Below are 19547 nucleotides of genomic sequence, written 5' to 3'. Positions count from 1 at the left end.
AGGGCGTCAGAGGTTCTCGTAGCGATTCATGTCGAGCACCCCCGCCTCCAGGGGCTGGGTTGCACGGATGTGCTCGCTCAGGTCATGGAAGTAGCGCCAGAACTCGGGGTGACTGCGGCGTATGCCCCAGCGCTCGACGATGCGGCCGAACGACGCCTGGTCGGCCACGCTCTCCATCTGCCTGACGAACTCATCGATCTCGCTGGCTGGCAGCCTGAACAGGAAGTTCGGGTAGCTGCTCAGCACCTCCGGGTAGATGGTCAGGGTGTCCAGGCGCGGCTGATAACGCAGCTCCTCGCCCAGCATGAAGGCCACGTTGCTGTGCGCGCGATTGCGCAGCACGCTGTAGATCTCGCGCGAGCCATCGTCGAGCTCCACGCGCAGCATCGTCGCCTCGGGCAGCTGGTCGATGACCTTCAAACCACCCGCCGGGCGACTGGTCAGGCGCGCCAGCGTCTGCTCGACGTGCTGCAGATCTTTCGACAGGCCTTCGCGGTAGCAGCGCGCGCCCTTGCAGCGATTGATCGGGTCGGGCCGCGCATTGAGCGTGGCGTAACGCGCCAGCAGCTGTTCGGCGAACTGCTGCTTGGGGTCCCGCCCGGCCAGGTTCAGCGCACTCGGGCTGCGGTGATCGACCGTGGTGTAGTCCAGCAGCATCTTCAGCTTGCCGCTGTTCTGGTACCAGTCGTCCAGGTAGTCCTCGCGTGAATCCGCCGGCAGCAGGCGCAGGAAGTTCACCTCAGCGCCATTGCGAATCAGGTCGAAGTACAGGCGTGTCTGCGCCTGGTGCGAGACATTGCCGAACACGTCGAAATTGACCACCAGCTGGTAATAGGTGCGTTCCAGCAGCGGGTAGTCCATCCACCAGAGGGTCTGTGGAATTTCGCCGAGCAGGCCTTTGCGGACCGAAGCGCTGTCATGCTGACGGAAGATCGACAGCAGTGCATTGTCATTGCCGCTCCAGATGTGCGCCCAGTCCGCTGGCGGCGCATCGGCGTAGGCGTCCTGGCGCAGGTCTTCGTACTCGTTGCGCTTGTCGCGGTAGTTGCGCCACAGCCCGAGCAGATCGCCGATGTCGTCGAACTGGCCCGGCATCGCCAGCAGTGGCGTGGCCTCGCGCCGGTACTCGGCATCGGTGACATAAAGATCATGCTCGGGGTCCTGGAACAGCGCCCAGAAGTTGTCGCGAATCACGTCGGTGGCGATCTGCCCACGGCACACCGGGCCACGGATGAAGGTGCGCACGAAATACTCGGCGTTATCCAGCATGAACTGATAGCGCGCCCGTGCCGGAATCGCGGCGAAGGTCTCGAAGGGATTGGCACGCCGCTGCGCGCCATAGCCGGGCACTGCGTCGAGCGTCCAGTCGTCAGCGAAGAACAGCGCCTTGACCCGCGCCAGCTTCTCCTCGCCCAGCGGATAGGTGATGTGGGTCTTGTGCACGATCACGCCCTGGATCGGCCACAGGCGGTAGTAGAACTCGGTACCGGGATCGTCATTGGGGCGCCGCGTGGCGATCGGGTCGATGGCCTGACCACTGGGCGTTCGCGAGCGCACCATCTGGAAGAAATGCCCCGGCTCGCCGCCGTCGAAGTGCAGATGGGCCAGGAACAGGTGCTCGTACAACCAGCGCGAGACCAGGTTCTGCCGGGCGCCCGGTGCGTTCAGGAACGCCTCCCAGGTCTCGACCTGACGCAGCTCCTCGGCCCTGGGCTGCACGGCCCGCTCGGAAACCTGCGCGCCCTGCTCCAGCCACTGCTCCAGCGTCGCGTACTCGGCGTCTTCCAGCCCGGTCACCGCGAATGGCATGCCGCCGTGAGGATTCTTCTGTGCGTAGTCCGCGAACTCGCCCGGTGTCGGGCAGGTGTTGCTGCGCGTGATGGCGATATCCAGGTTGTCAGGCAGCTTGGCATTGGGCTCCAGCGGCTGGCTGCGACCGAGTTCGAGCATGCGTATGATCAGCGCCGCCTGACCGTTCTGCGCATCGAGCACCGAGTGGAAGTCACGCTTGCGCCAGGCTTCCTCGCCCTGGGCATCCAGGTACAGCCGCGTGGTCGCCTGCGCCTTGGTACGCGTGCCGTCGTACACCAGTTGCTTGCTGGCACCGCGCAGGATGCCCTCGCCACTGCCGAGGTTGAGCTGGCAGGGGGCGTCGTAGCAGGTATGGCAGGCCACGCATTTGTGGGTGAGAATCGGCTCGACGTCATCGCTGTAGGAGATCGGCTCAGCGCGGGCCAGGCCGCCGGCTGCAAGTGACAGGAACAACAGAACAGCGGGCTTGAGCATGACAGCATCCTTGATGGCGGTGACGCGATTCTAACGACAGCTCGCCACCGGCAACATGAATGAAATTCATGGACATGGCGCCGGCGCTCCAGAACCCTGCAGCTTTGCTATCATCGCGCACCTTTGTTTCCGCTTTGCTCAGGTAGTTACCCATGTCCGATCGCAGCGCCCGCCTACAAGCCCTCCAGCAAGCACTGAAGGAGCGCATCCTGATCCTCGATGGTGGCATGGGCACCATGATCCAGAGCTACAAGCTGGAAGAAGCCGATTACCGTGGCGAGCGCTTCGCCGACTGGCCGAGCGACGTCAAGGGCAACAACGACCTGCTGCTGCTGACCCAGCCGAAGGTCATCGCCGAGATCGAGAAGGCCTACCTGGATGCCGGCGCCGATATCCTGGAAACCAACACCTTCAACGCCACCCAGGTGTCGCAGGCCGACTACGGCATGGAGTCGCTGGTCTACGAGCTGAACGTGGCCGGCGCCCGCGTGGCCCGTGAGGTCTGCGATGCCAAGACCCTGGAAACGCCGGATCGCCCGCGCTTCGTGGCCGGCGTGCTCGGCCCGACCAGCCGCACCTGCTCGATCTCCCCGGACGTCAATGACCCCGGCTACCGCAACGTCACCTTCGACGAGCTGGTGGACAACTACACCGAAGCCACGCGCGGCCTGATCGAGGGCGGCGCCGACCTGATCCTGATCGAGACCATCTTCGACACCCTGAACGCCAAGGCGGCGATCTTCGCCGTGCAGCAGGTGTTCGAGGAAGATGGCGTCGAACTGCCGATCATGATCTCCGGCACCATCACCGACGCGTCCGGCCGGACCCTGTCCGGGCAGACCACCGAAGCCTTCTGGAACTCGGTGCGCCACGCCAAGCCGATCTCCGTCGGCCTGAACTGCGCCCTCGGTGCCAAGGAGCTGCGGCCGTACTTGGCCGAACTGGCCGCCAAGGCCGACACCCAGGTTTCCGCTCACCCCAACGCCGGCCTGCCCAATGCCTTCGGTGAGTACGACGAGACCCCGGAGCAGATGGCAGCGGTGGTCGAGGAGTTCGCCGCCAGCGGCCTGCTCAACATCATCGGCGGCTGCTGCGGCACCACCCCGCCGCACATCAAGGCGATCGCCGAGGCGGTGGCCAAGCATGCCCCGCGCGTCATCCCGGAGATTCCCAAGGCCTGCCGCCTGTCCGGCCTGGAGCCCTTCACCATCGATCGCAGCTCGCTGTTCGTCAACGTCGGCGAGCGTACCAACATCACCGGTTCGGCCAAGTTCGCCCGGCTGATCCGCGAGGAGAACTACACCGAAGCCCTGGAGGTCGCCCTGCAGCAGGTGGAAGCCGGCGCCCAGGTGATCGACATCAACATGGACGAAGGGATGCTCGATTCCCAGGCAGCCATGGTCCGTTTCCTCAACCTGATCGCCGGTGAGCCGGACATCTCGCGCGTACCGATCATGATCGACTCCTCCAAGTGGGAAGTGATCGAAGCGGGCCTCAAGTGCATCCAGGGCAAGGGCATCGTCAACTCCATCTCCATGAAGGAAGGTGTCGAGGCGTTCAAGCACCACGCCCGCCTGTGCAAGCGCTACGGCGCCGCCGTGGTGGTCATGGCCTTCGACGAGGTCGGCCAGGCCGATACCGCTGCGCGCAAGAAGGAAATCTGCCAGCGCAGCTACGACATCCTGGTCAATGAAGTGGGCTTTCCGCCGGAAGACATCATCTTCGACCCGAACATATTCGCCGTCGCCACCGGCATCGAGGAGCACAACAACTACGCGGTGGACTTCATCGAGGCCTGCGCCTATATCCGTGACGAGCTGCCCTACGCGCTCAGCTCCGGCGGTGTGTCCAACGTGTCGTTCTCCTTCCGCGGCAACAACCCGGTGCGCGAAGCGATCCACTCGGTGTTCCTCTACTACGCGATCCAGAACGGCCTGACCATGGGCATCGTCAACGCCGGCCAGCTGGAAATCTACGACGAGATTCCGAAAGAGCTGCGTGACGCGGTCGAGGACGTGGTGCTCAACCGCAACGACGGCGCCACCGAGGCGCTGCTGGCCATCGCCGACAAGTTCAAGGGCGACGGAGCGGCCAAGGAAGTGGAGAACGAGGAATGGCGCTCGCTGCCGGTCGGCAAGCGCCTGGAGCACGCGCTGGTCAAGGGCATCACGGCCTTCATCGTCGAGGACACCGAGGAATGCCGCCAGCAGTGCGCGCGCCCCATCGAGGTCATCGAGGGCCCGCTGATGAGCGGCATGAACGTGGTCGGCGACCTGTTCGGCTCGGGCAAGATGTTCCTGCCGCAGGTGGTCAAGTCCGCCCGCGTGATGAAGCAGGCGGTGGCGCACCTGATCCCCTTCATCGAAGCGGAAAAAGGCGACAAGCCGGAGGCCAAGGGCAAGATCCTCATGGCCACGGTCAAGGGCGACGTGCACGACATCGGCAAGAACATCGTCGGCGTGGTACTCGGCTGCAACGGCTACGACATCGTCGACCTCGGCGTGATGGTGCCGGCGGAGAAGATCCTGCAGACCGCCAGGGATGAGAAGTGCGACATCATCGGCCTCTCCGGCCTGATCACCCCGTCGCTCGACGAGATGGTGCACGTGGCCAAGGAGATGCAGCGTCAGGGCTTCAACCTGCCGCTGATGATCGGCGGCGCCACCACCTCCAAGGCGCACACCGCGGTGAAGATCGACCCGCAGTACAGCAACGACGCCGTGGTCTATGTCACCGACGCCTCGCGTGCCGTGGGCGTGGCGACCCAGTTGCTGTCGAAGGAGCTGAAGAGCGACTTCGTGCAGAAGACCCGCGACGAATACGTGGTGGTGCGTGAGCGCACCTCGGCCCGCGCCTCGCGCACCGAGCGCCTGGGCTATGCCGACGCCATCGCCAACAAGCCGGCCTTCGACTGGGCCAGCTACGTAGCACCGAAGCCAGGCTTCACCGGTGCCCGCGTGCTGGACGACATCGATCTGGCGACCCTGGTCGAGTACATCGACTGGACGCCGTTCTTCATCTCCTGGGACCTGGCCGGCAAGTACCCGCGCATTCTCACCGACGAGGTCGTCGGCGAAGCGGCCACCAGCCTGTTCAACGACGCCCAGGCGCTGCTGAAGAAGCTGATCGACGAGAAACTGATCAAGGCTCGCGCTGTGTTCGGTTTCTGGCCGGCCAACCAGGTCGCCCACGACGACATCGAGGTCTACGGCGACGGCGGCGAGAAACTGGCCACCCTGCATCACCTGCGCCAGCAGACCATCAAGCCGGACGGCAAGCCGAACCTGTCCCTGGCCGACTTCGTCGCGCCGAAGGAAAGTGGCAAGACCGATTATGTCGGCGGCTTCATCACCACCGCCGGCATCGGCGCCGAGGAAGTGGCCAAGGCCTACGAGGCCAAGGGCGACGACTACAACTCGATCATGGTCAAGGCGCTGGCCGACCGTCTGGCCGAAGCCTGCGCCGAGTGGCTGCACGAACGTGTGCGCAAGGAGTACTGGGGCTACGCCGCAGGCGAGCAACTGGACAACGAAGCGCTGATTCGCGAGCAGTACAACGGCATCCGCCCGGCGCCCGGCTACCCGGCGTGCCCGGATCACACCGAGAAAGCCACGCTGTTCAAGCTGCTCGACCCCGAGGCCGACTACCACAAGGCCGGCCGTAGCGGTGTGTTCCTCACCGAGCACTACGCCATGTTCCCGGCGGCGGCGGTATCCGGCTGGTACTTCGCGCATCCCGAGGCGCAGTACTTCGCCGTCGGCAAGGTGGACAAGGACCAGATCGAGCAGTACAGCAAGCGCAAGGGGCAGGACATCGGCGTCAGCGAACGCTGGCTGATGCCCAATCTCGGCTACGACGACTGAGCTGACACCTGAACCTCCCGAGCCCGTGCGGCGATAGCCGCCGGGCCTTTCCCTGCAAGGACGTATTCATGTACTACCGACTCTCCGCCCTCCTTCTGTTCACCCTGCTGACCGGCTGCGGCACCATCGCGTTCGACCCACCCGTGTTCGAGCTGGCGCCTTCCAAGATAGCCGACTTTCCCACGAGCGGAACGGTGACCATCGAGAACGCTCAACCTGCCACCGAGCCCGTGATACTCCATTCGCAAAGCGGTATTCGCCTGCAGTCGAACTATCACGAAGTCACCAAGACAATGGTCACTCAAGCCCGATTCGAGTTGGCGCGCCATGGCAAGGTGAGTGCTGGAAGCAACAAGACGATCGACTTGAAGGTCACTCACCTGGAAAGCCGTTACATCTTCTTCTACTGGAAAGGCACCATGACCTTCACCGTCAGCCTGGGTGACGGGCAGCGCTTCGACATCACCGTCAACCATGCCACCGGAGCCAGTGCGCAACAGGACCTCAGCGGCTCGATCGCCGATGGCGTTGTGGCGCTCTACCAGAATCAACAGGTGCTCGACTACCTGGCTCGCTGATTGTCATGCAGGCCGACCGCTGTCACAGCGGTTGTCCAGTGAGGCAAACGAGATGATAGAGCCCGCCATTCAGGGCTCTTTTCATGTTTGTAGCCACGACACAGCGTGCCCTGTCGATCGACGGTGAGTTGTTCTACCTTCGATAATCCGGCCGGCTACCTGATTTTCCGCAATGGGCAGCAGGGCGAGCGGGCTGAACACGGTGCGCTCAGGAAGCGAGGGCTGGCCCTGTTTGCCAGGGCTCAGGGCTTAAACGCCTTCGCGGCGCTGGCGCTTGATGGTGATGCTGTATTCGAGCTGTGGCTTGCGCGTCACGCTGACGGCCTTGCGGCTCACGGTGTCGATGGTGATGTTCCAGAAGCCGCTGGAAGGCACGCTGATCTTCGCCGGAAACTTGATGAAGGCGCCGCCGTGATAGCTATGCCGGCCACGGTTCTTGAAGGCGCGGAAGTTGGCGTCGTTCATCAGGCGAATGTTGCAGGGTTGCGAACACTGGATGACCACCAGATCGCCCTCTTCCAGTTGCTCGCGTTGATGGATGAATTTCATCGTGATCGGACTCGGTGGTGAAACGGGGGCGCAATAGTGCCGCAAGCCGCGCCTGATCGCCAGCAGCGCCGACGATTCGCTTGCACCCGGGGCCCGCACTACCTAGGATGCCCGCCCATCACAGTAGCGCGTCGCTCCCATGAAAGCCCTGCTCGATCGCGTGCCCACGCTGATTGCCTGGATCCAGCGTTATCCCGGCCTCGTCGCCCTGTTCGGTTTCTGCTCCGGCGTGGCCAGCTTCGTGCTGGTCGACCGCCAGGCCCATCTGGCCAAGGTCCTCGGTGTCGTGCTGCTGGTCAGTTGGTTGTGGCTGATGATGGAGAGCCTGCTGCGTGAACGCATCGCCCGGCGTTTCGGCTTCGAGCTGCCCCTGCCGCTGCTGCGCTACGCGACGCAGATGATCCACCAGGAGAGCCTGTTCTTCGTCCTGCCGTTCTTCTTCATCACCACCACCTGGAACAGCGGGCAACTGCTGTTCAGCGGCCTGCTCGGCGTCGCGGCGCTGGCGTCGATCACCGACCCCATCTACTACCGCTGGCTGGCGCCACAGCGCTGGCTGCTGCTGATGTTGCACAGCCTGGCGCTGTTCGCGGTCATGCTCACGGCGCTGCCGATCATCTTTCACCTCAGCACGCCGGAGAGCTACCGCATCGCCCTGCTGGTCGCCACGGTGCTGGCACTGCCCAGCCTGCCGGGGCTGATCGGTTTCGCCGGCTGGCGGCGCATCGTCCTGCTGGCCGCGCTGCCGCTGGTGATGGCCGGCGCGGGCTGGATGGCGCGGGTGTGGGTGCCGCCCGCCACCCTGTGGCTGACCGAAGTGGCGATCAGCGACCGTTTCGACGGCACGCAGCGCACCCCGGGCGAGAGCCTGCAACGCATCACCGCCGAGCAGCTGCGCGCCAACGGCATCTATGCCTACACCTCGATCAACGCGCCTCGCGGACTGAACGAACGCATCTATCACGTCTGGCAGCACGATGGCCGCGAAGTCGAGCGCATCGCCCTGGATATCCACGGCGGCCGCAAGGAGGGTTATCGCGCCTGGACGCACAAGCTCAACTTCCCCGGCGCGCCCGAAGGTCGCTGGCAGGTGCGGGTCGTCACCGAGGCCGGGCAGATGATCGGCGTGCTGCGCTTCGAGGTGGTCGCGGCGGCGCCGCACTGAGGTCCGGCAGGTTGCCATGCAGCTGGCGCCAGGTCGACGGCGACTGCCCGAACTCGTTGCGAAAGGCCTTGGAGAAGGCAGCCAGATCGGCATAGCCGAGTACGTCGGCGAGCAGGGTCAGGGGCATGTTCGATGCCTGTACGTGCCAGCTCGCGGTATCCATCTTCACCCGGTGCACCAGCTGCTTGAAGTGCAACCCCTCCGCCTGCAGCCGGCGCTGCAAAGTGCGTGGATGCAGGCATAACAGCTGCGCGATGTGGCCGAGCGAATGCTGACGCATGCCGAGGGTTTGCGTGATCAGGCTGCGCACCTGCAGTTCGAGGCTGTCCTGCAGGCCGTCGAGCAGCGTACGCAGGTAGTCGTCGAGATGCTCATCGCGCCTGGCCATGGCCAGCACCGGACGCTGCAGCACGCTGGCGGCGTAGATCAGGCAGTCGTGCTCCTGGTCGAACAGCACCTCGCAGCCCAGGTGCCGCCGGTAGCAGGCGAGCGACGCGACGGGGCTGTGGCTGAACGCGATCCGCAACGGATGCAGGTTGGCCCCGCCCATGGCGCGCACCATGCGGGCACAGGCGGCGATGGCCATTTCCCGGTACTGCTGACCGCCCTCCTCGGCGAAGAAATGTTCGATACGGCGCACCTCAACCTGGTCGCCGATGGCCGACAGGCGCCAGTGCTCGGCCTTGTTGTGCAAGGCCAGGTAGCGCTGCGCAGCAGAAAAGGCACCGTGCAGGTCGGCCTCACGCGCCAGCAGGCGACCGAGTGGCCCGAGCATCTGCAGCCCCTGGTGGCCAGCCACGCGCAGGCCGAGGTCGGGACAGGCGAGCTGCCGCGCCGCTTCGCAGAGCAGGCGGATCACCTGCTCGATACGGATCAGCCGGTCGCCGTCGGCCAGCGCCGTGCGGTTCAGCCCAACCGCCGCCAGCAGGTCATCCAGGTTGCCGCCCAGTGCCGTCACCTCGGCCGGCAATCCGGTCAATGCGGCGCTGCGTACCTCGTAGCGAATGCTCATGGCCACTCCGTGAAGGGCTTGCCCGACGAAGATGCGGTGTTTGTCGTGTCATGACAAGTCGCACGCTCGCCAGCGGCTTAGTCTCACCCCACAACAACAAAAATCCGAGGTGATCCGTGGCTCAGTACGACCTGATTGTGCAAAGCGGCCGCTACTTCGACGGTAGCGCAGCCCCCTCCTCCATCCGCAGCCTGGCCATCAAGGATGGTCGGGTCGCCCTGATCAGCGCCGAGCCGCTGGACGAGCACCTGGCCGAGCGCGTCATCGACGCCCGTGGCAAGTGGATCACCCCCGGCTTCCTCGACACCCACACCCATTACGATGCCGAGCTGATCGTCGCCCCCGGCCTGTCGGAGTCGGTGCGTCACGGGGTGACCACGGTACTGGTCGGTAGCTGCTCGCTGAGCATGGTCTGCAGCCAGGCCGAGGATGCATCCGACATCTTCACCCGCGTAGAAACCGTACCGCGCGAGAAGGTGCTGCCGATCCTGCAGACACGCAAGACCTGGAGCGGCCCGCGGCAGTGGCGCGAGTTCATCGACCAGCACCCCCTGGGGCCGAACCTGATCAGTTTCCTTGGCCACAGCGACCTGCGCGTGGCGGTGATGGGCCTGCACCGCGCCACCGATCGTCAGGTCGTACCCAGCGCAGCGGAACAGCAGCGCATGGAAGCCGTACTCGAAGAGGCGCTGGATTGCGGCTTTCTCGGGCTGTCCACCATGTGTCTGAAATGGGACAAGATCGACGGCGACCGCGAATGGTCGAAAAGCCTGCCCAGCACCTATGCACGCTGGCGCGAGATACGCCGCCTGAACCGCCTGCTGCGCCAGCGCGGCCGGGTGCACCAGGGCGCGCCCAACGCCGCCAATCCGTTGCAGATCACCCAGTACCTCGGCGAGGCCATCGGCCTGTTGCGCAAGCCGCTGAAGACCACGCTGATTTCCCTGCTCGACCTCAAGGGCAACCGCAGCCTGGCGCTGCTTGCCCGTGTTTCCGCCTGGCTGACCAATCGCCTGGGCGGCGACTTCCGCTGGCAACTGCTGCCCACGCCCTTCGCCATCTACGCCGACGGCATGGATATCGTGCTGTTCGAGGAATTCGGCGCGGGCGAGATGGCCCTGGACGTCAAGGACCAGCTGGAGCGCAACAAGCTGCTGCAGGACGAGCAGTACCGCCGCACCTTCCGCAAGTACTACGCCGACAAACTGTCGCCACGGGTCTGGCAGCGCGACTTCGGCGACGCGGTGATCCTCGGCTGCCCGGACACCTCGCTGGTGGGCAGGAACTTCGCCGACGTGGCCCGCGAACGCGGCCTGCATGTCGTCGACCTGTTTCTCGACATGGTGGTGCAGCACGGCCGCCAGCTGCGCTGGTTCACCGTGATCGGCAATCACCGCCGCGACAAGCTGCGCGAGATGGTGCGCAACCCCAACACCCTGATCACCTTCTCCGACGCCGGGGCGCACATTCGCAACATGGCCTTCTACAACCTGCCGCTGCGTTTTCTCAAGCTGGTCAAGGACAGCCATGACGAGGGCCAGCCGGTGATGAGCCTGGAACAGGCGGTCCATCGCCTGACCGGCGAACAGGCCGACTGGCTCGGTATCGACGCCGGCTACATCCGTCTGGGTGACCGCGCCGACCTGGTGCTGCTCGACCCCGAGGGCCTGCGGCAGAACCTGGAGCAGGAGAACTGGGACGAGATGCAGGGCTTCGGCATCCCGCGCATGGTCTGCCGCAATCCCGGCTGCGTCAGCCATGTGCTGATCAATGGCCGCCTGGCCGTGGACGACGAACGCATCGCCACCGAGCTGGGCCACGCGCGGGGCTACGGCCAGTTCCTCGCGGCGCGCTGAAACGCCCTACGCACGGGCGCGCGGCGGTGGTAGCATGCGCGCCCCATGCAGCTCACCGAACTTTCTCGCCGTCTCGCCGACCTTGGCGCCAAACCCCAGCATATCGGGCGCATCACCCGTGCCTGGCTGCAGGGCAAGCCGCTGGATGCCGGGACCAAGCACCAGAAGACCGAGAACTTCCTGCCGCTGACGGTGCGCGAAGGCTTGCCGGCAATCGCCGCCAGCCTCGAGCAACTGGCCAGGGTCAGCACCGAGCACCCCGGTGCCGACGGTTCGTCACGCCTGCTGGTAGAGCTGGCCGACCGGCAGATGGTCGAGAGCGTGCTGCTGCCACGTGACGGCCTGTGCATCTCCAGCCAGGTGGGCTGCGCCGTGGGTTGCACCTTCTGCATGACTGGCAAGAGCGGCCTGCTGCGTCAGCTCAGCAGTGCCGAAATGGTCGCCCAGGTGGTGCTGGGCCGGCGCCGCCGCGCCGTGAAGAAAGTCGTGTTCATGGGCATGGGCGAGCCCGCGCACAACCTCGACAACGTGCTCGAAGCCATCGACCTGCTCGGCACCGAAGGAGGAATCGGCCACCGCAACCTGGTGTTCTCCACCGTCGGTGACCCACGTGTGTTCGAGCGTCTGCCGCAGCAACGCGTGCGCCCTGCCCTGGCGCTGTCGCTGCACACCACCGATGCCGAGCTGCGCCAGCGCCTGCTGCCGAGAGCCCCGCGCATCGACCCCGAACGGCTGATGGAGCTGGGCGAGGCCTACGCCCGCGCCATCGATTATCCGATCCAGTACCAGTGGACGCTGCTCAGGGGGATCAACGACAGCCAGGCGGAGCTGGACAACATCCTGCGTCTGTTCAAGGGCAAGTTCGCGGTGCTCAACCTGATCCCGTACAACAGCCTGGAAGCCGACGAGTACCAGCGCCCCGATAGTGAGCGCATCGTCGAGATCGTCCGCTACCTGCACAGCCGGGGCGTGCTGACCAAGGTGCGCAACTCGGCCGGCCAGGATGTCGACGGCGGCTGTGGCCAGCTGCGTGCCCGCGCCGTGGACGTGGTCAACACCAGTCGCCTGCACAGAAGTCGCGCCTGACGCTCAAGAATGGCATCCGCCAGCCGATAGCCCCTCTACAGAGAGACCACACGTCCAGTCGGTGAATTACCGGCACTGTAATAGGTTTGCCACAAGCCGCATTGCATGGATGCAGCCCCGTCGTTTTGGCGCTCAGGAGCCCATTCATGAAGATTGCCCACAAGGTCGGTATCGCTGCCGCTACCGTGCTGTTCCTTACTACCAGCCTGCTGTCGCTGTCCCAGGTCAGCCAGGTGCGCGACACCCTGCGCAGTCAGGTCGAATCCAGTATCAGCGAGTCGAGCAACGCGCTCGCCAGGCAGATCGAGAACTGGCTCAACGCCAAGTTGCGCCTGATCGACCTGATGGCACAGACCATCGACAGCAGCTACAGCCCGGAAGAAAACCAGCGGGTATTCGATGCCCCGCTGCTGAAGAACGAGTTCATTCTGGTGTTCGGCGCACTGGAAGCGGACGGCAAGCCGATCAAGAACAGTGACGAGTGGAAGCCCAGCGCCGACTGGGATGGCCGCAAACGCCCGTGGTACGCCACCGGCAAGGCCGGCAGCCAGGCCGTGCTGACCGAACCCTACGTCGACTCCACCACCAACGAGATTCTCATCTCCGCCGTCGCCCGGATCAGCGACGCGGGCAAGTTCCTCGGCGTATTCGGCGGCGACATCCGCCTGCAGTCGGTCGCCGACGCGGTCAATACCCTGGACTTCAACGGCGCCGGCTACGCCTTCCTGCTCAGCCGCTCGGGCAACATCATTTCCCACCCGGACGCCAGCTACAACGGCAAGGCCTACAGCGAGCTGTTCGATGGCCAGAGCCCGGCCCTGGGCAAGGAACTGCACGAGGTGGATGCCGACGGCAAGAGCCTGCTGGTGTCCTTCACTCCCCTGCCCAACCTGCGTGGCATGGACTGGTACATCGGCGTGGTGCTCGACGAGAGCGTGGTGATGGCCGAGGCCGATCGCCTGACCTGGCTGGCCGTGGGCGGCACCGTGGTAGGCGTGGCCATCAGCCTGGTGGTGCTCGGCCTGCTGATGAATAGCCTGCTCAAGCCGCTCGGCCTGCTCAGCACCTCGCTGCGCGAGATCAACAGCGGCGAAGGCGACCTGACCCGGCGCCTGGCGATCACCAGCAATGACGAGATCGGCGAGCTGTCGCTGGAGTTCAACCGTTTCCTGCAAACCCTGCAGACGCTGATCGGCGACGTGATGGGCAGCTCGCACCAGGTGCGCGAGAGCACCGCGCTGACATCGCAGGAGTCGGAACAGGCCGCCCGCCGCCTGCAGGAGCAGCTGCAGGAACTCGACCAGCTGGCCACCGCCATGCAGGAGATGGCCTCCACCGCCGAAGAAGTGGCGCGCAACGCCCAGGCAGCAGCCCAGGCGGCCGTCGCGGCCAACGAGGAGACCGAAAGCGGCGTGCGCGTGGTCTCGCAGTCGAGTTCGGCGATTCGCCACCTGGCCGACGAGATGGACCAGACCAGCCACGCGATCAACGAACTGGCCAAGCTCAGCCACAACATCGAGTCGATCCTGCAGGTGATCACCAGCATCGCCGAGCAGACCAACCTGCTGGCCCTCAACGCCGCCATCGAGGCCGCGCGTGCCGGCGAGTCCGGACGCGGCTTCGCCGTGGTCGCCGACGAGGTTCGCTCGCTGGCTTCGCGCACGCAGCAGGCGACCCAGGAAATCCGCCAGATGATCGACCAGCTGCAGGGCGGCGTACGCCAGGCGGAGAGCCGCATGCAGCAGAGCCGTGATACGGCCAGCAAGACCGCCGAAGAAGCCGGCGCGGCCAACGACATGCTCGGCCGCATCCGCGAGGCGATCACCCGCATCAACGACATGAACCTGCAGATCGCCACGGCGGCCGAGGAACAGAGCGCGACCACCGAGGAAATCAACCGCAACACCACCAACATCCGCGACATCAGTCATGAGCTGGCAGGCGGCGCCGAGCAACAGGTGCGCCAGTGCGCCTCGATGGTGGAACAGGTTGGCCAGCAGGACAGTCTGCTGGGGCGCTTCAAGGTCTGACGTCTGGACAGGCAGCGCCCGGCTGCCAGCGAAGCACAGGAAAACGCCGCGATCCCGCAGAGGCTCGCGGCGTTTGTGCTATTCAGGGCGGGTGGTGATCAGACGCCGCTCTTGACCTTGCTCCAGATACGCGTGCGCACCCGGTCGATCTTCAGCGGCATGGCCTCCAGCGTGTACAGCTTGTCCATCACCGACTCCGGCGGGTACACGGTCGGGTCGGCCTTCAGGGCGGGCTGGACCAGCGCATCGGCCTTGGCGTTGCCATTGGCATACTTCACGTGGTTGCTGATGGCCGCCATCACTTCCGGCTGCAGCAGGTAGTTCATGAAGGCGTAGGCGCCCTCTTCGTTGCTGGCGTCGACCGGCATCGCCACCATGTCGAACCAGATCGGCGCGCCCTCCCTGGGGATCTCATAGCGGATCTTCACCCCGTTGCCTGCCTCGGCGGCTCGCGCGCCGGCCTGCATGATGTCGCCGGAGAAACCCACGGCCATGCAGATCTCGCCATTGGCCAGGTCGCCGACGTACTTGGACGAGTGGAAATAACGCACGTTTTTGCGCATCTCCATCAGCAGTGCCTCGGCACGCTTGTAGTCGTCAGGGTTCTTGCTGTGATGGGGCAGGCCCAGGTGATGCAGGGCAATGGGCAGCATCTCCGGACCGTTGTCCAGAATCGCCACGCCACACTGGCTGAGCCTGGCCAGCTTGCTCGGGTCGAACAACACGTCCCAGCTGTCCATCGCCGCATCGTCGCCCAGCACCTCACGCACCTTGTCGACGTTGTAGCCGATGCCGGTGCTGCCCCACAGATAGGGGAAGCCATGCGCGTTGCCGGGGTCGTTCACCTCCAGCGCCTTCATCAGCACCGGGTTGAGGTTGCTCCAGTTGGGCAGCTTGCTGCGGTCCAGCTTCTTCAGCGCACCGCCCTGAATCTGCCGGGCCATGAAGTGGTTGGAGGGAAACACCACGTCATAGCCTGAACGCCCGGCCATCAGCTTGGCGTCCAGCGTCTCGTTGCTGTCGTAGACATCGTAGTGCGTCGCCAGGCCGCTGCTCTGCTCGAACTGTTTGAGCGTGTCCGGGGCGATGTAGTCGGTCCAGTTGTAGATGCGCACGCTGTCGGCGGCGTGGGCGGTGCCGGCCAGCAACAGGCACGGTAGAAGTTTCTTCAGCATGGGTTACCTCGTGAGTTGTTGTTCTAGGCAGTCACTGAAAAAAGCGCCGGATCAGAAGATCAGCACATAGGTCTTGCGCAGCGTTTCTTGTATGTCCCAGATGCCCAGGGTGTTGGCCGGCAACATCAGTGCGTCACCTGCTGCGATCTCGATCGGTTCGCCGCCGTCCGGGGTGAAGGTGCAGCGCCCGGCGATGAAGTGGCAGAACTCCTGCTGCACGATCTGCCGGCGCCAACGCCCTGGCGTGCACTCCCAGACGCCAGTCTCGACGCCATCGCTGCGTTCGACGCTGGTGGTCGAGGCCACCGCCACCGGCTCGCTCAGCGGCACGGCCACCGGGTTGGACTCCTCCAGGACGATGTCCTGGGTATTGCGGAAATGGGTGATGTTCATGTGAGTTCCAGGTTGAAGTTCGGTGAGAGCCAGGCACTCGCTCAGCTCATCAGGCTTTCCATGCGCCCCGCCACGGCTTGCGCCAGGCGTCGTCGCCAGGCCGGGCTGCGCGGGTTGGCGAGCACCTCGTCCTCGTGGACGAAGCTGCGGATGATCGCGTTGTAGCCGAGCCAGCGGCATGGCTCGGACTCCCAGCGGCGCAGACGGGAAACCGGACTGTCAGCCAGCACCCAGGGCTGCTGCAGCAGTTCGCTGTCATGCCCGAGAATCAGGTCGGCCAGGGTTCGCCCGGCCAGGTTGGTGGCCCCCACGCCCTCGCCGCCGTAACCGCCGGCCAGGGCGATCCGGTTGCGCGCATCGCGCAACATGTGCGGCTGGAAGCGTCGCGCCATGCCGAGGTTGCCGCCCCATGAGTGGGTGAAGCGCACGTTGCGCAGTTGCGGGAAGATCTCCCCCATCAGGTAGCGACGCAGGTCCAGTTCGTCCCGGGTCAGGCTGAAGTCGCTGCGCAGGCGCCCGCCGAAGCGATAGCCGCCACGCGCGCCGAAGATCAGCCGATCATCCAGGCTGCGCTGGCCGTAGGTGACCTGCCGGCTGAACTCGCTGAACGCCTGGCCACGTTCCAGGCCGATCCCCGCCCATACATCCGCAGGCAGGGGCTCGGTGGCGACGATCAGGCTCTGCACCGGCAACTGGTGATTGCCCAGCGGCGGCAGGGTCGCGGCATAGCCCTCAATGGCCGGCACCACCCAATCGGCCGTGACGCGCCCTTGGGCAGTGCGCACCGCACCGGGCTGCCAGTCGATCACCGGGCTGCGTTCATACAACTCGACGCCCATGCCCTCGACGCAGCGGGCCAGCCCGCGCACCAGCCTGGCGGGCTGAATGGTCGCGCAGTGCGGGCTATACAGCGCACCGTAGGCATTGGCCATACGCAACTGCTCGCCCAGTTCGCTCGGTGCCAGCCAGCGATAGTCCTCCTCGCCCAGGCCCAGGGCGCGCAGCTCGGCGAGATACTCGCGCAAGCGCACCTCCTGCTCCGGGTAACGCGCGGCGCAATAGAGCACCCCGCCCTTGCGCAGGTCGCAGTCGATGCCCTCGCGCTCGACCACCGCCGCCACCTCATCGGGAATACCGTGCAGCAGGTCGAACGAGGCCTTGCGTTCGGCCGCGGGCAAGGCGGCCAGCATGCGATCCTCGCCGAGCAGATTGCCCATCAGCCAGCCACCGTTGCGCCCTGAAGCACCGAAGCCTGCGGTCTCGCCCTCCAGGATCACCACGCGCAGCTGTGGCGCCTGGCGCTTGAGGTAGTAGGCCGTCCACAGCCCGGTATAGCCCGCGCCGATGATCGCCACGTCCGCCTGCAGGTCCGCCTGCAAGGCGGCTCGGGCCTGCAGGGGCTCGTCGAGCTGATCCATCCACAGGCTGATGTTGCGCCAGGAATTCATCCTCGCCTCCGTCATCAATCGATGGCCCAAGGCTAGAGGCGTCGAACGGTCGCTGTCTTGCGTGCGTGCCCGCGAGGAAAATTGCCTACCTGCCCGATCCGGCCGGCTCGCCCACTCAGTCCGCACAAGGGCGTATCGCCTAGCGTGACCCAGGTCATGCTATCGCCCGGCCAGTATTGATCCTGCCACCTGAGCTGGGCACCCTATGCCCAGCCCGGATCTAAGGAAGGAAACCGCCATGCTGGATGCCAACCAGGCGCATATCACCCTCACCATTCCCGCCGTCGAAAGCGACCTGCAAGTGCTCTCGTTCACTGGCCGGGAAATGCTTAACAAGCCCTACCGCTTCGATATCGAGCTGGTCAGCCCGCGTGCCGACCTCGACCTCAACGAGCTGATCAACCAGACCGCCTACCTGGCCTTCGGCCCGAGCGACAAGGGTGTCCACGGCATCATTCATGGCATCACCCAGGGCGACTCCGGCAAGCGCCTGACGCGCTACCACATCGACCTGCGCCCCAGCCTGGCCTACCTGGGCCACAGCTTCGACCAGCGCATCTTCCAGCACCTGACCGCCCCGCAGATCATCGCCGCCGTACTCGAAGAACACGGCCTGCTGGACGGCACCGACTACCGCATGCAGTTCGGCCCCTACGTCTACCCCGAGCGCATCTACTGCACCCAGTACGACGAGAGCGACCTGCGTTTCATCCAGCGCCTGTGCGAGGAAGAAGGGATCAGCTTCCACTTCCAGCACAGCGAGGACGGCCATGTGCTGGTGTTTGGCGATGACGCCAGCGTCTTCCCCAAGCTCGATCCGCTGAACTACCAGCAGGACAGCGGCCTCTCCGCCGACAACGAAGTGGTCAGCGTCTTCGGCGTGCGCATGGAAACCCGCAGCACTCAGGCCACCTGGCGCGACTACGACTTCGAGCAGCCCAAACTGCAGATGGAGGCGGACTACAGCAGCGAGTTCACCCCGGCGCTGGAGGTATACGACTATCCCGGACGCTTCACCGATCGCACCCGCGGCAAGCACCTGGCCAAGCGCAGTCTGGAGCGCCTGCGCAGCGACTACGAGCTCGCCGAGGGCAAGAGCGACGCGTACCTGGCCAGCGGCCACTTCCTGGCGCTGGCCGGCCACCCGCGTGAGCAGTGGAACGACCTCTGGCTGCTGTGCGAAGTCATCCACGAGGGCAAGCAACCGCAGGTGCTGGAAGAGTCGGTCACCAGCCACACCCAGCCGGGTGACGGTTTCCAGCAGGGCTACCGCAACCGCTTCGTGGCCACGCCCTGGGACATTCCCTATCGCCCGCTGCTCGAACATCCCAAGCCCAAGGTCCTGGGCAGCCAGACCGCCGTCGTCACCGGCCCAGCCGGCGAAGAGATCCACTGCGACCAGTACGGGCGGGTGAAAGTGCAGTTCCACTGGGACCGCGACGGCATCGGCAATGACACCACCAGCTGCTGGCTGCGTGTGGCCTCCAACTGGGCCGGCGATGCCTACGGCGGCGTGGCCATCCCACGGGTGGGCATGGAAGTGCTGGTGACCTTCCTGGAGGGCGACCCCGACCAACCCCTGGTCACCGGTTGCCTCTACCACGCCGAGCATGTGGTGCCCTACGAGCTGCCCGCGAACAAGACCCGCAGCCTGTTCAAGACCCTGAGCAGCCCGGGTGGCGGCGGCTACAACGAATTCCGCATCGAAGACCGCAAGGGCGCCGAGCAGATCTACATCCACGCCGAGCGCGACTGGGACGAGAACGTCGAGCACGACCAGAAGATCCGCATCGGCAACGAACGCCACGACACCGTCGAAGCCAACAGCTACGCGGAAATGCAGGCCGAGGAACACCGCACCACCGACCTCGACCGCAAGATCGAAGTGCGCGCCAACGACCACCTCACCGTCGCCACCACCCAGCACAACAAGATTGGCACCGGCCTGTTCATCGAAGCGGGCAGCGAGATTCACTACAACGCCGGCAGCAAGGTGGTGATCGACGCCGGCATGGAACTCACCGCCGCCGGCGGCGGCAGCTTCGTCAAACTCGACCCCAGCGGCGTGACCATCAGCGGCGCGACGATCAAGATGAACTCCGGGGG

The 19547-nt window shown here is 65.1% G+C and carries 13 protein-coding genes; 7 read left to right on the top strand and 6 right to left on the bottom strand.

All coding sequences use genetic code 11. From position 1 onward, the window contains the following. Nucleotides 1–6: 6 nt before the first annotated feature. Complete coding sequence (locus tag EPK82_RS03860) at nucleotides 7–2286, bottom strand: fatty acid cis/trans isomerase (protein WP_134675824.1); 2280 nt, start codon at nucleotides 2284–2286, stop codon at nucleotides 7–9. A gap of 152 nt (nucleotides 2287–2438) precedes the next feature. Here EPK82_RS03860 and metH point away from each other — a divergent pair, with 152 nt between their 5' ends. Both metH and EPK82_RS03850 read left to right on the top strand, forming a co-directional pair. Next, nucleotides 2439–6149 carry a methionine synthase gene (gene metH / locus EPK82_RS03855; RefSeq protein WP_047591039.1) on the top strand — a complete coding sequence of 1237 codons (3711 nt, stop codon included), beginning with the start codon at nucleotides 2439–2441 and terminating at the stop codon, nucleotides 6147–6149. Nucleotides 6150–6217: 68 nt separating this feature from the next. Next, nucleotides 6218–6727: a hypothetical protein gene (locus tag EPK82_RS03850; RefSeq protein WP_134675823.1), complete on the top strand. Its 510-nt coding sequence runs from the start codon at nucleotides 6218–6220 to the stop codon at nucleotides 6725–6727. Between the two features lie 249 nt (nucleotides 6728–6976). Here EPK82_RS03850 and EPK82_RS03845 read toward each other — a convergent pair whose 3' ends face one another. Then, the gene (locus EPK82_RS03845; RefSeq protein WP_134675822.1) at nucleotides 6977–7276 is read right to left on the bottom strand and encodes a DUF1883 domain-containing protein; all 300 of its coding nucleotides are present in this window, start codon (nucleotides 7274–7276) and stop codon (nucleotides 6977–6979) included. A 139-nt stretch (nucleotides 7277–7415) separates the two neighbouring features. Here EPK82_RS03845 and EPK82_RS03840 point away from each other — a divergent pair, with 139 nt between their 5' ends. Next, complete coding sequence (locus EPK82_RS03840) at nucleotides 7416–8441, top strand: DUF5924 family protein (protein ID WP_134675821.1); 1026 nt, start codon at nucleotides 7416–7418, stop codon at nucleotides 8439–8441. Here the strand turns inward: EPK82_RS03840 and EPK82_RS03835 are convergent. After that, nucleotides 8377–9453: an AraC family transcriptional regulator gene (locus tag EPK82_RS03835; protein ID WP_081876419.1), complete on the bottom strand. Its 1077-nt coding sequence runs from the start codon at nucleotides 9451–9453 to the stop codon at nucleotides 8377–8379. The genes EPK82_RS03840 and EPK82_RS03835 overlap by 65 nt on opposite strands. A 116-nt stretch (nucleotides 9454–9569) precedes the next feature. On the opposite strand from EPK82_RS03835, the gene EPK82_RS03830 reads away from it, so the two are divergent. From EPK82_RS03830 to EPK82_RS03820, 3 genes are all read left to right on the top strand, one after another. Continuing rightward, nucleotides 9570–11309 (top strand): N-acyl-D-amino-acid deacylase family protein, encoded by a 1740-nt coding sequence (locus tag EPK82_RS03830; protein ID WP_134675820.1) that lies wholly within the window; start codon nucleotides 9570–9572, stop codon nucleotides 11307–11309. Between the two features lie 45 nt (nucleotides 11310–11354). Continuing rightward, on the top strand, nucleotides 11355–12395 hold the full coding sequence (locus EPK82_RS03825) for an RNA methyltransferase (protein WP_134675819.1): 1041 nt from the start codon (nucleotides 11355–11357) through the stop codon (nucleotides 12393–12395). A gap of 146 nt (nucleotides 12396–12541) precedes the next feature. Continuing rightward, entirely contained in the window at nucleotides 12542–14425 is a 1884-nt protein-coding gene (locus EPK82_RS03820) for a methyl-accepting chemotaxis protein (RefSeq protein WP_134675818.1), read from the top strand. A 98-nt stretch (nucleotides 14426–14523) separates the two neighbouring features. Here the strand turns inward: EPK82_RS03820 and EPK82_RS03815 are convergent, their stop codons facing one another. The 3 genes from EPK82_RS03815 to EPK82_RS03805 are packed head-to-tail and all read right to left on the bottom strand — an operon-like array spanning nucleotide 14524 to nucleotide 17441. After that, a complete protein-coding gene (locus EPK82_RS03815; protein ID WP_134675817.1) occupies nucleotides 14524–15600 on the bottom strand; it encodes a polyamine ABC transporter substrate-binding protein in 1077 nt (358 codons plus the stop codon). A gap of 51 nt (nucleotides 15601–15651) precedes the next feature. Then, on the bottom strand, nucleotides 15652–15993 hold the full coding sequence (locus EPK82_RS03810) for a cupin domain-containing protein (protein ID WP_134675816.1): 342 nt from the start codon (nucleotides 15991–15993) through the stop codon (nucleotides 15652–15654). A gap of 41 nt (nucleotides 15994–16034) precedes the next feature. After that, nucleotides 16035–17441, bottom strand: coding sequence for an NAD(P)/FAD-dependent oxidoreductase (locus EPK82_RS03805; protein ID WP_134675815.1), 1407 nt, complete (start codon nucleotides 17439–17441; stop codon nucleotides 16035–16037). 238 nt (nucleotides 17442–17679) lie between these two features. Between EPK82_RS03805 and EPK82_RS03800 the strand changes: the two genes are divergently transcribed. Further along, nucleotides 17680–19547 (top strand): type VI secretion system Vgr family protein (locus EPK82_RS03800; protein ID WP_134675814.1); only part of this gene is annotated, 1868 nt, incomplete at its 3' end.

This window comes from Ectopseudomonas khazarica, assembly GCF_004521985.1.
Classification (GTDB): domain Bacteria; phylum Pseudomonadota; class Gammaproteobacteria; order Pseudomonadales; family Pseudomonadaceae; genus Aquipseudomonas; species Aquipseudomonas khazarica.
This window is presented reverse-complemented; position numbering and strand designations above follow the sequence as displayed.

What these genes read in the sequence shown, in the direction of transcription:
- EPK82_RS03810 (WP_134675816.1), bottom strand. Translation starts at nt 15,993, where the DNA reads ATGAACATCACCCATTTCCGCAATACCCAGGACATCGTCCTGGAGGAG.
- metH (WP_047591039.1), top strand. Translation starts at nt 2,439, where the DNA reads ATGTCCGATCGCAGCGCCCGCCTACAAGCCCTCCAGCAAGCACTGAAG.
- EPK82_RS03860 (WP_134675824.1), bottom strand. Translation starts at nt 2,286, where the DNA reads ATGCTCAAGCCCGCTGTTCTGTTGTTCCTGTCACTTGCAGCCGGCGGC.
- EPK82_RS03840 (WP_134675821.1), top strand. Translation starts at nt 7,416, where the DNA reads ATGAAAGCCCTGCTCGATCGCGTGCCCACGCTGATTGCCTGGATCCAG.
- EPK82_RS03825 (WP_134675819.1), top strand. Translation starts at nt 11,355, where the DNA reads ATGCAGCTCACCGAACTTTCTCGCCGTCTCGCCGACCTTGGCGCCAAA.
- EPK82_RS03815 (WP_134675817.1), bottom strand. Translation starts at nt 15,600, where the DNA reads ATGCTGAAGAAACTTCTACCGTGCCTGTTGCTGGCCGGCACCGCCCAC.
- EPK82_RS03805 (WP_134675815.1), bottom strand. Translation starts at nt 17,441, where the DNA reads ATGAATTCCTGGCGCAACATCAGCCTGTGGATGGATCAGCTCGACGAG.
- EPK82_RS03835 (WP_081876419.1), bottom strand. Translation starts at nt 9,453, where the DNA reads ATGAGCATTCGCTACGAGGTACGCAGCGCCGCATTGACCGGATTGCCG.
- EPK82_RS03820 (WP_134675818.1), top strand. Translation starts at nt 12,542, where the DNA reads ATGAAGATTGCCCACAAGGTCGGTATCGCTGCCGCTACCGTGCTGTTC.
- EPK82_RS03850 (WP_134675823.1), top strand. Translation starts at nt 6,218, where the DNA reads ATGTACTACCGACTCTCCGCCCTCCTTCTGTTCACCCTGCTGACCGGC.
- EPK82_RS03845 (WP_134675822.1), bottom strand. Translation starts at nt 7,276, where the DNA reads ATGAAATTCATCCATCAACGCGAGCAACTGGAAGAGGGCGATCTGGTG.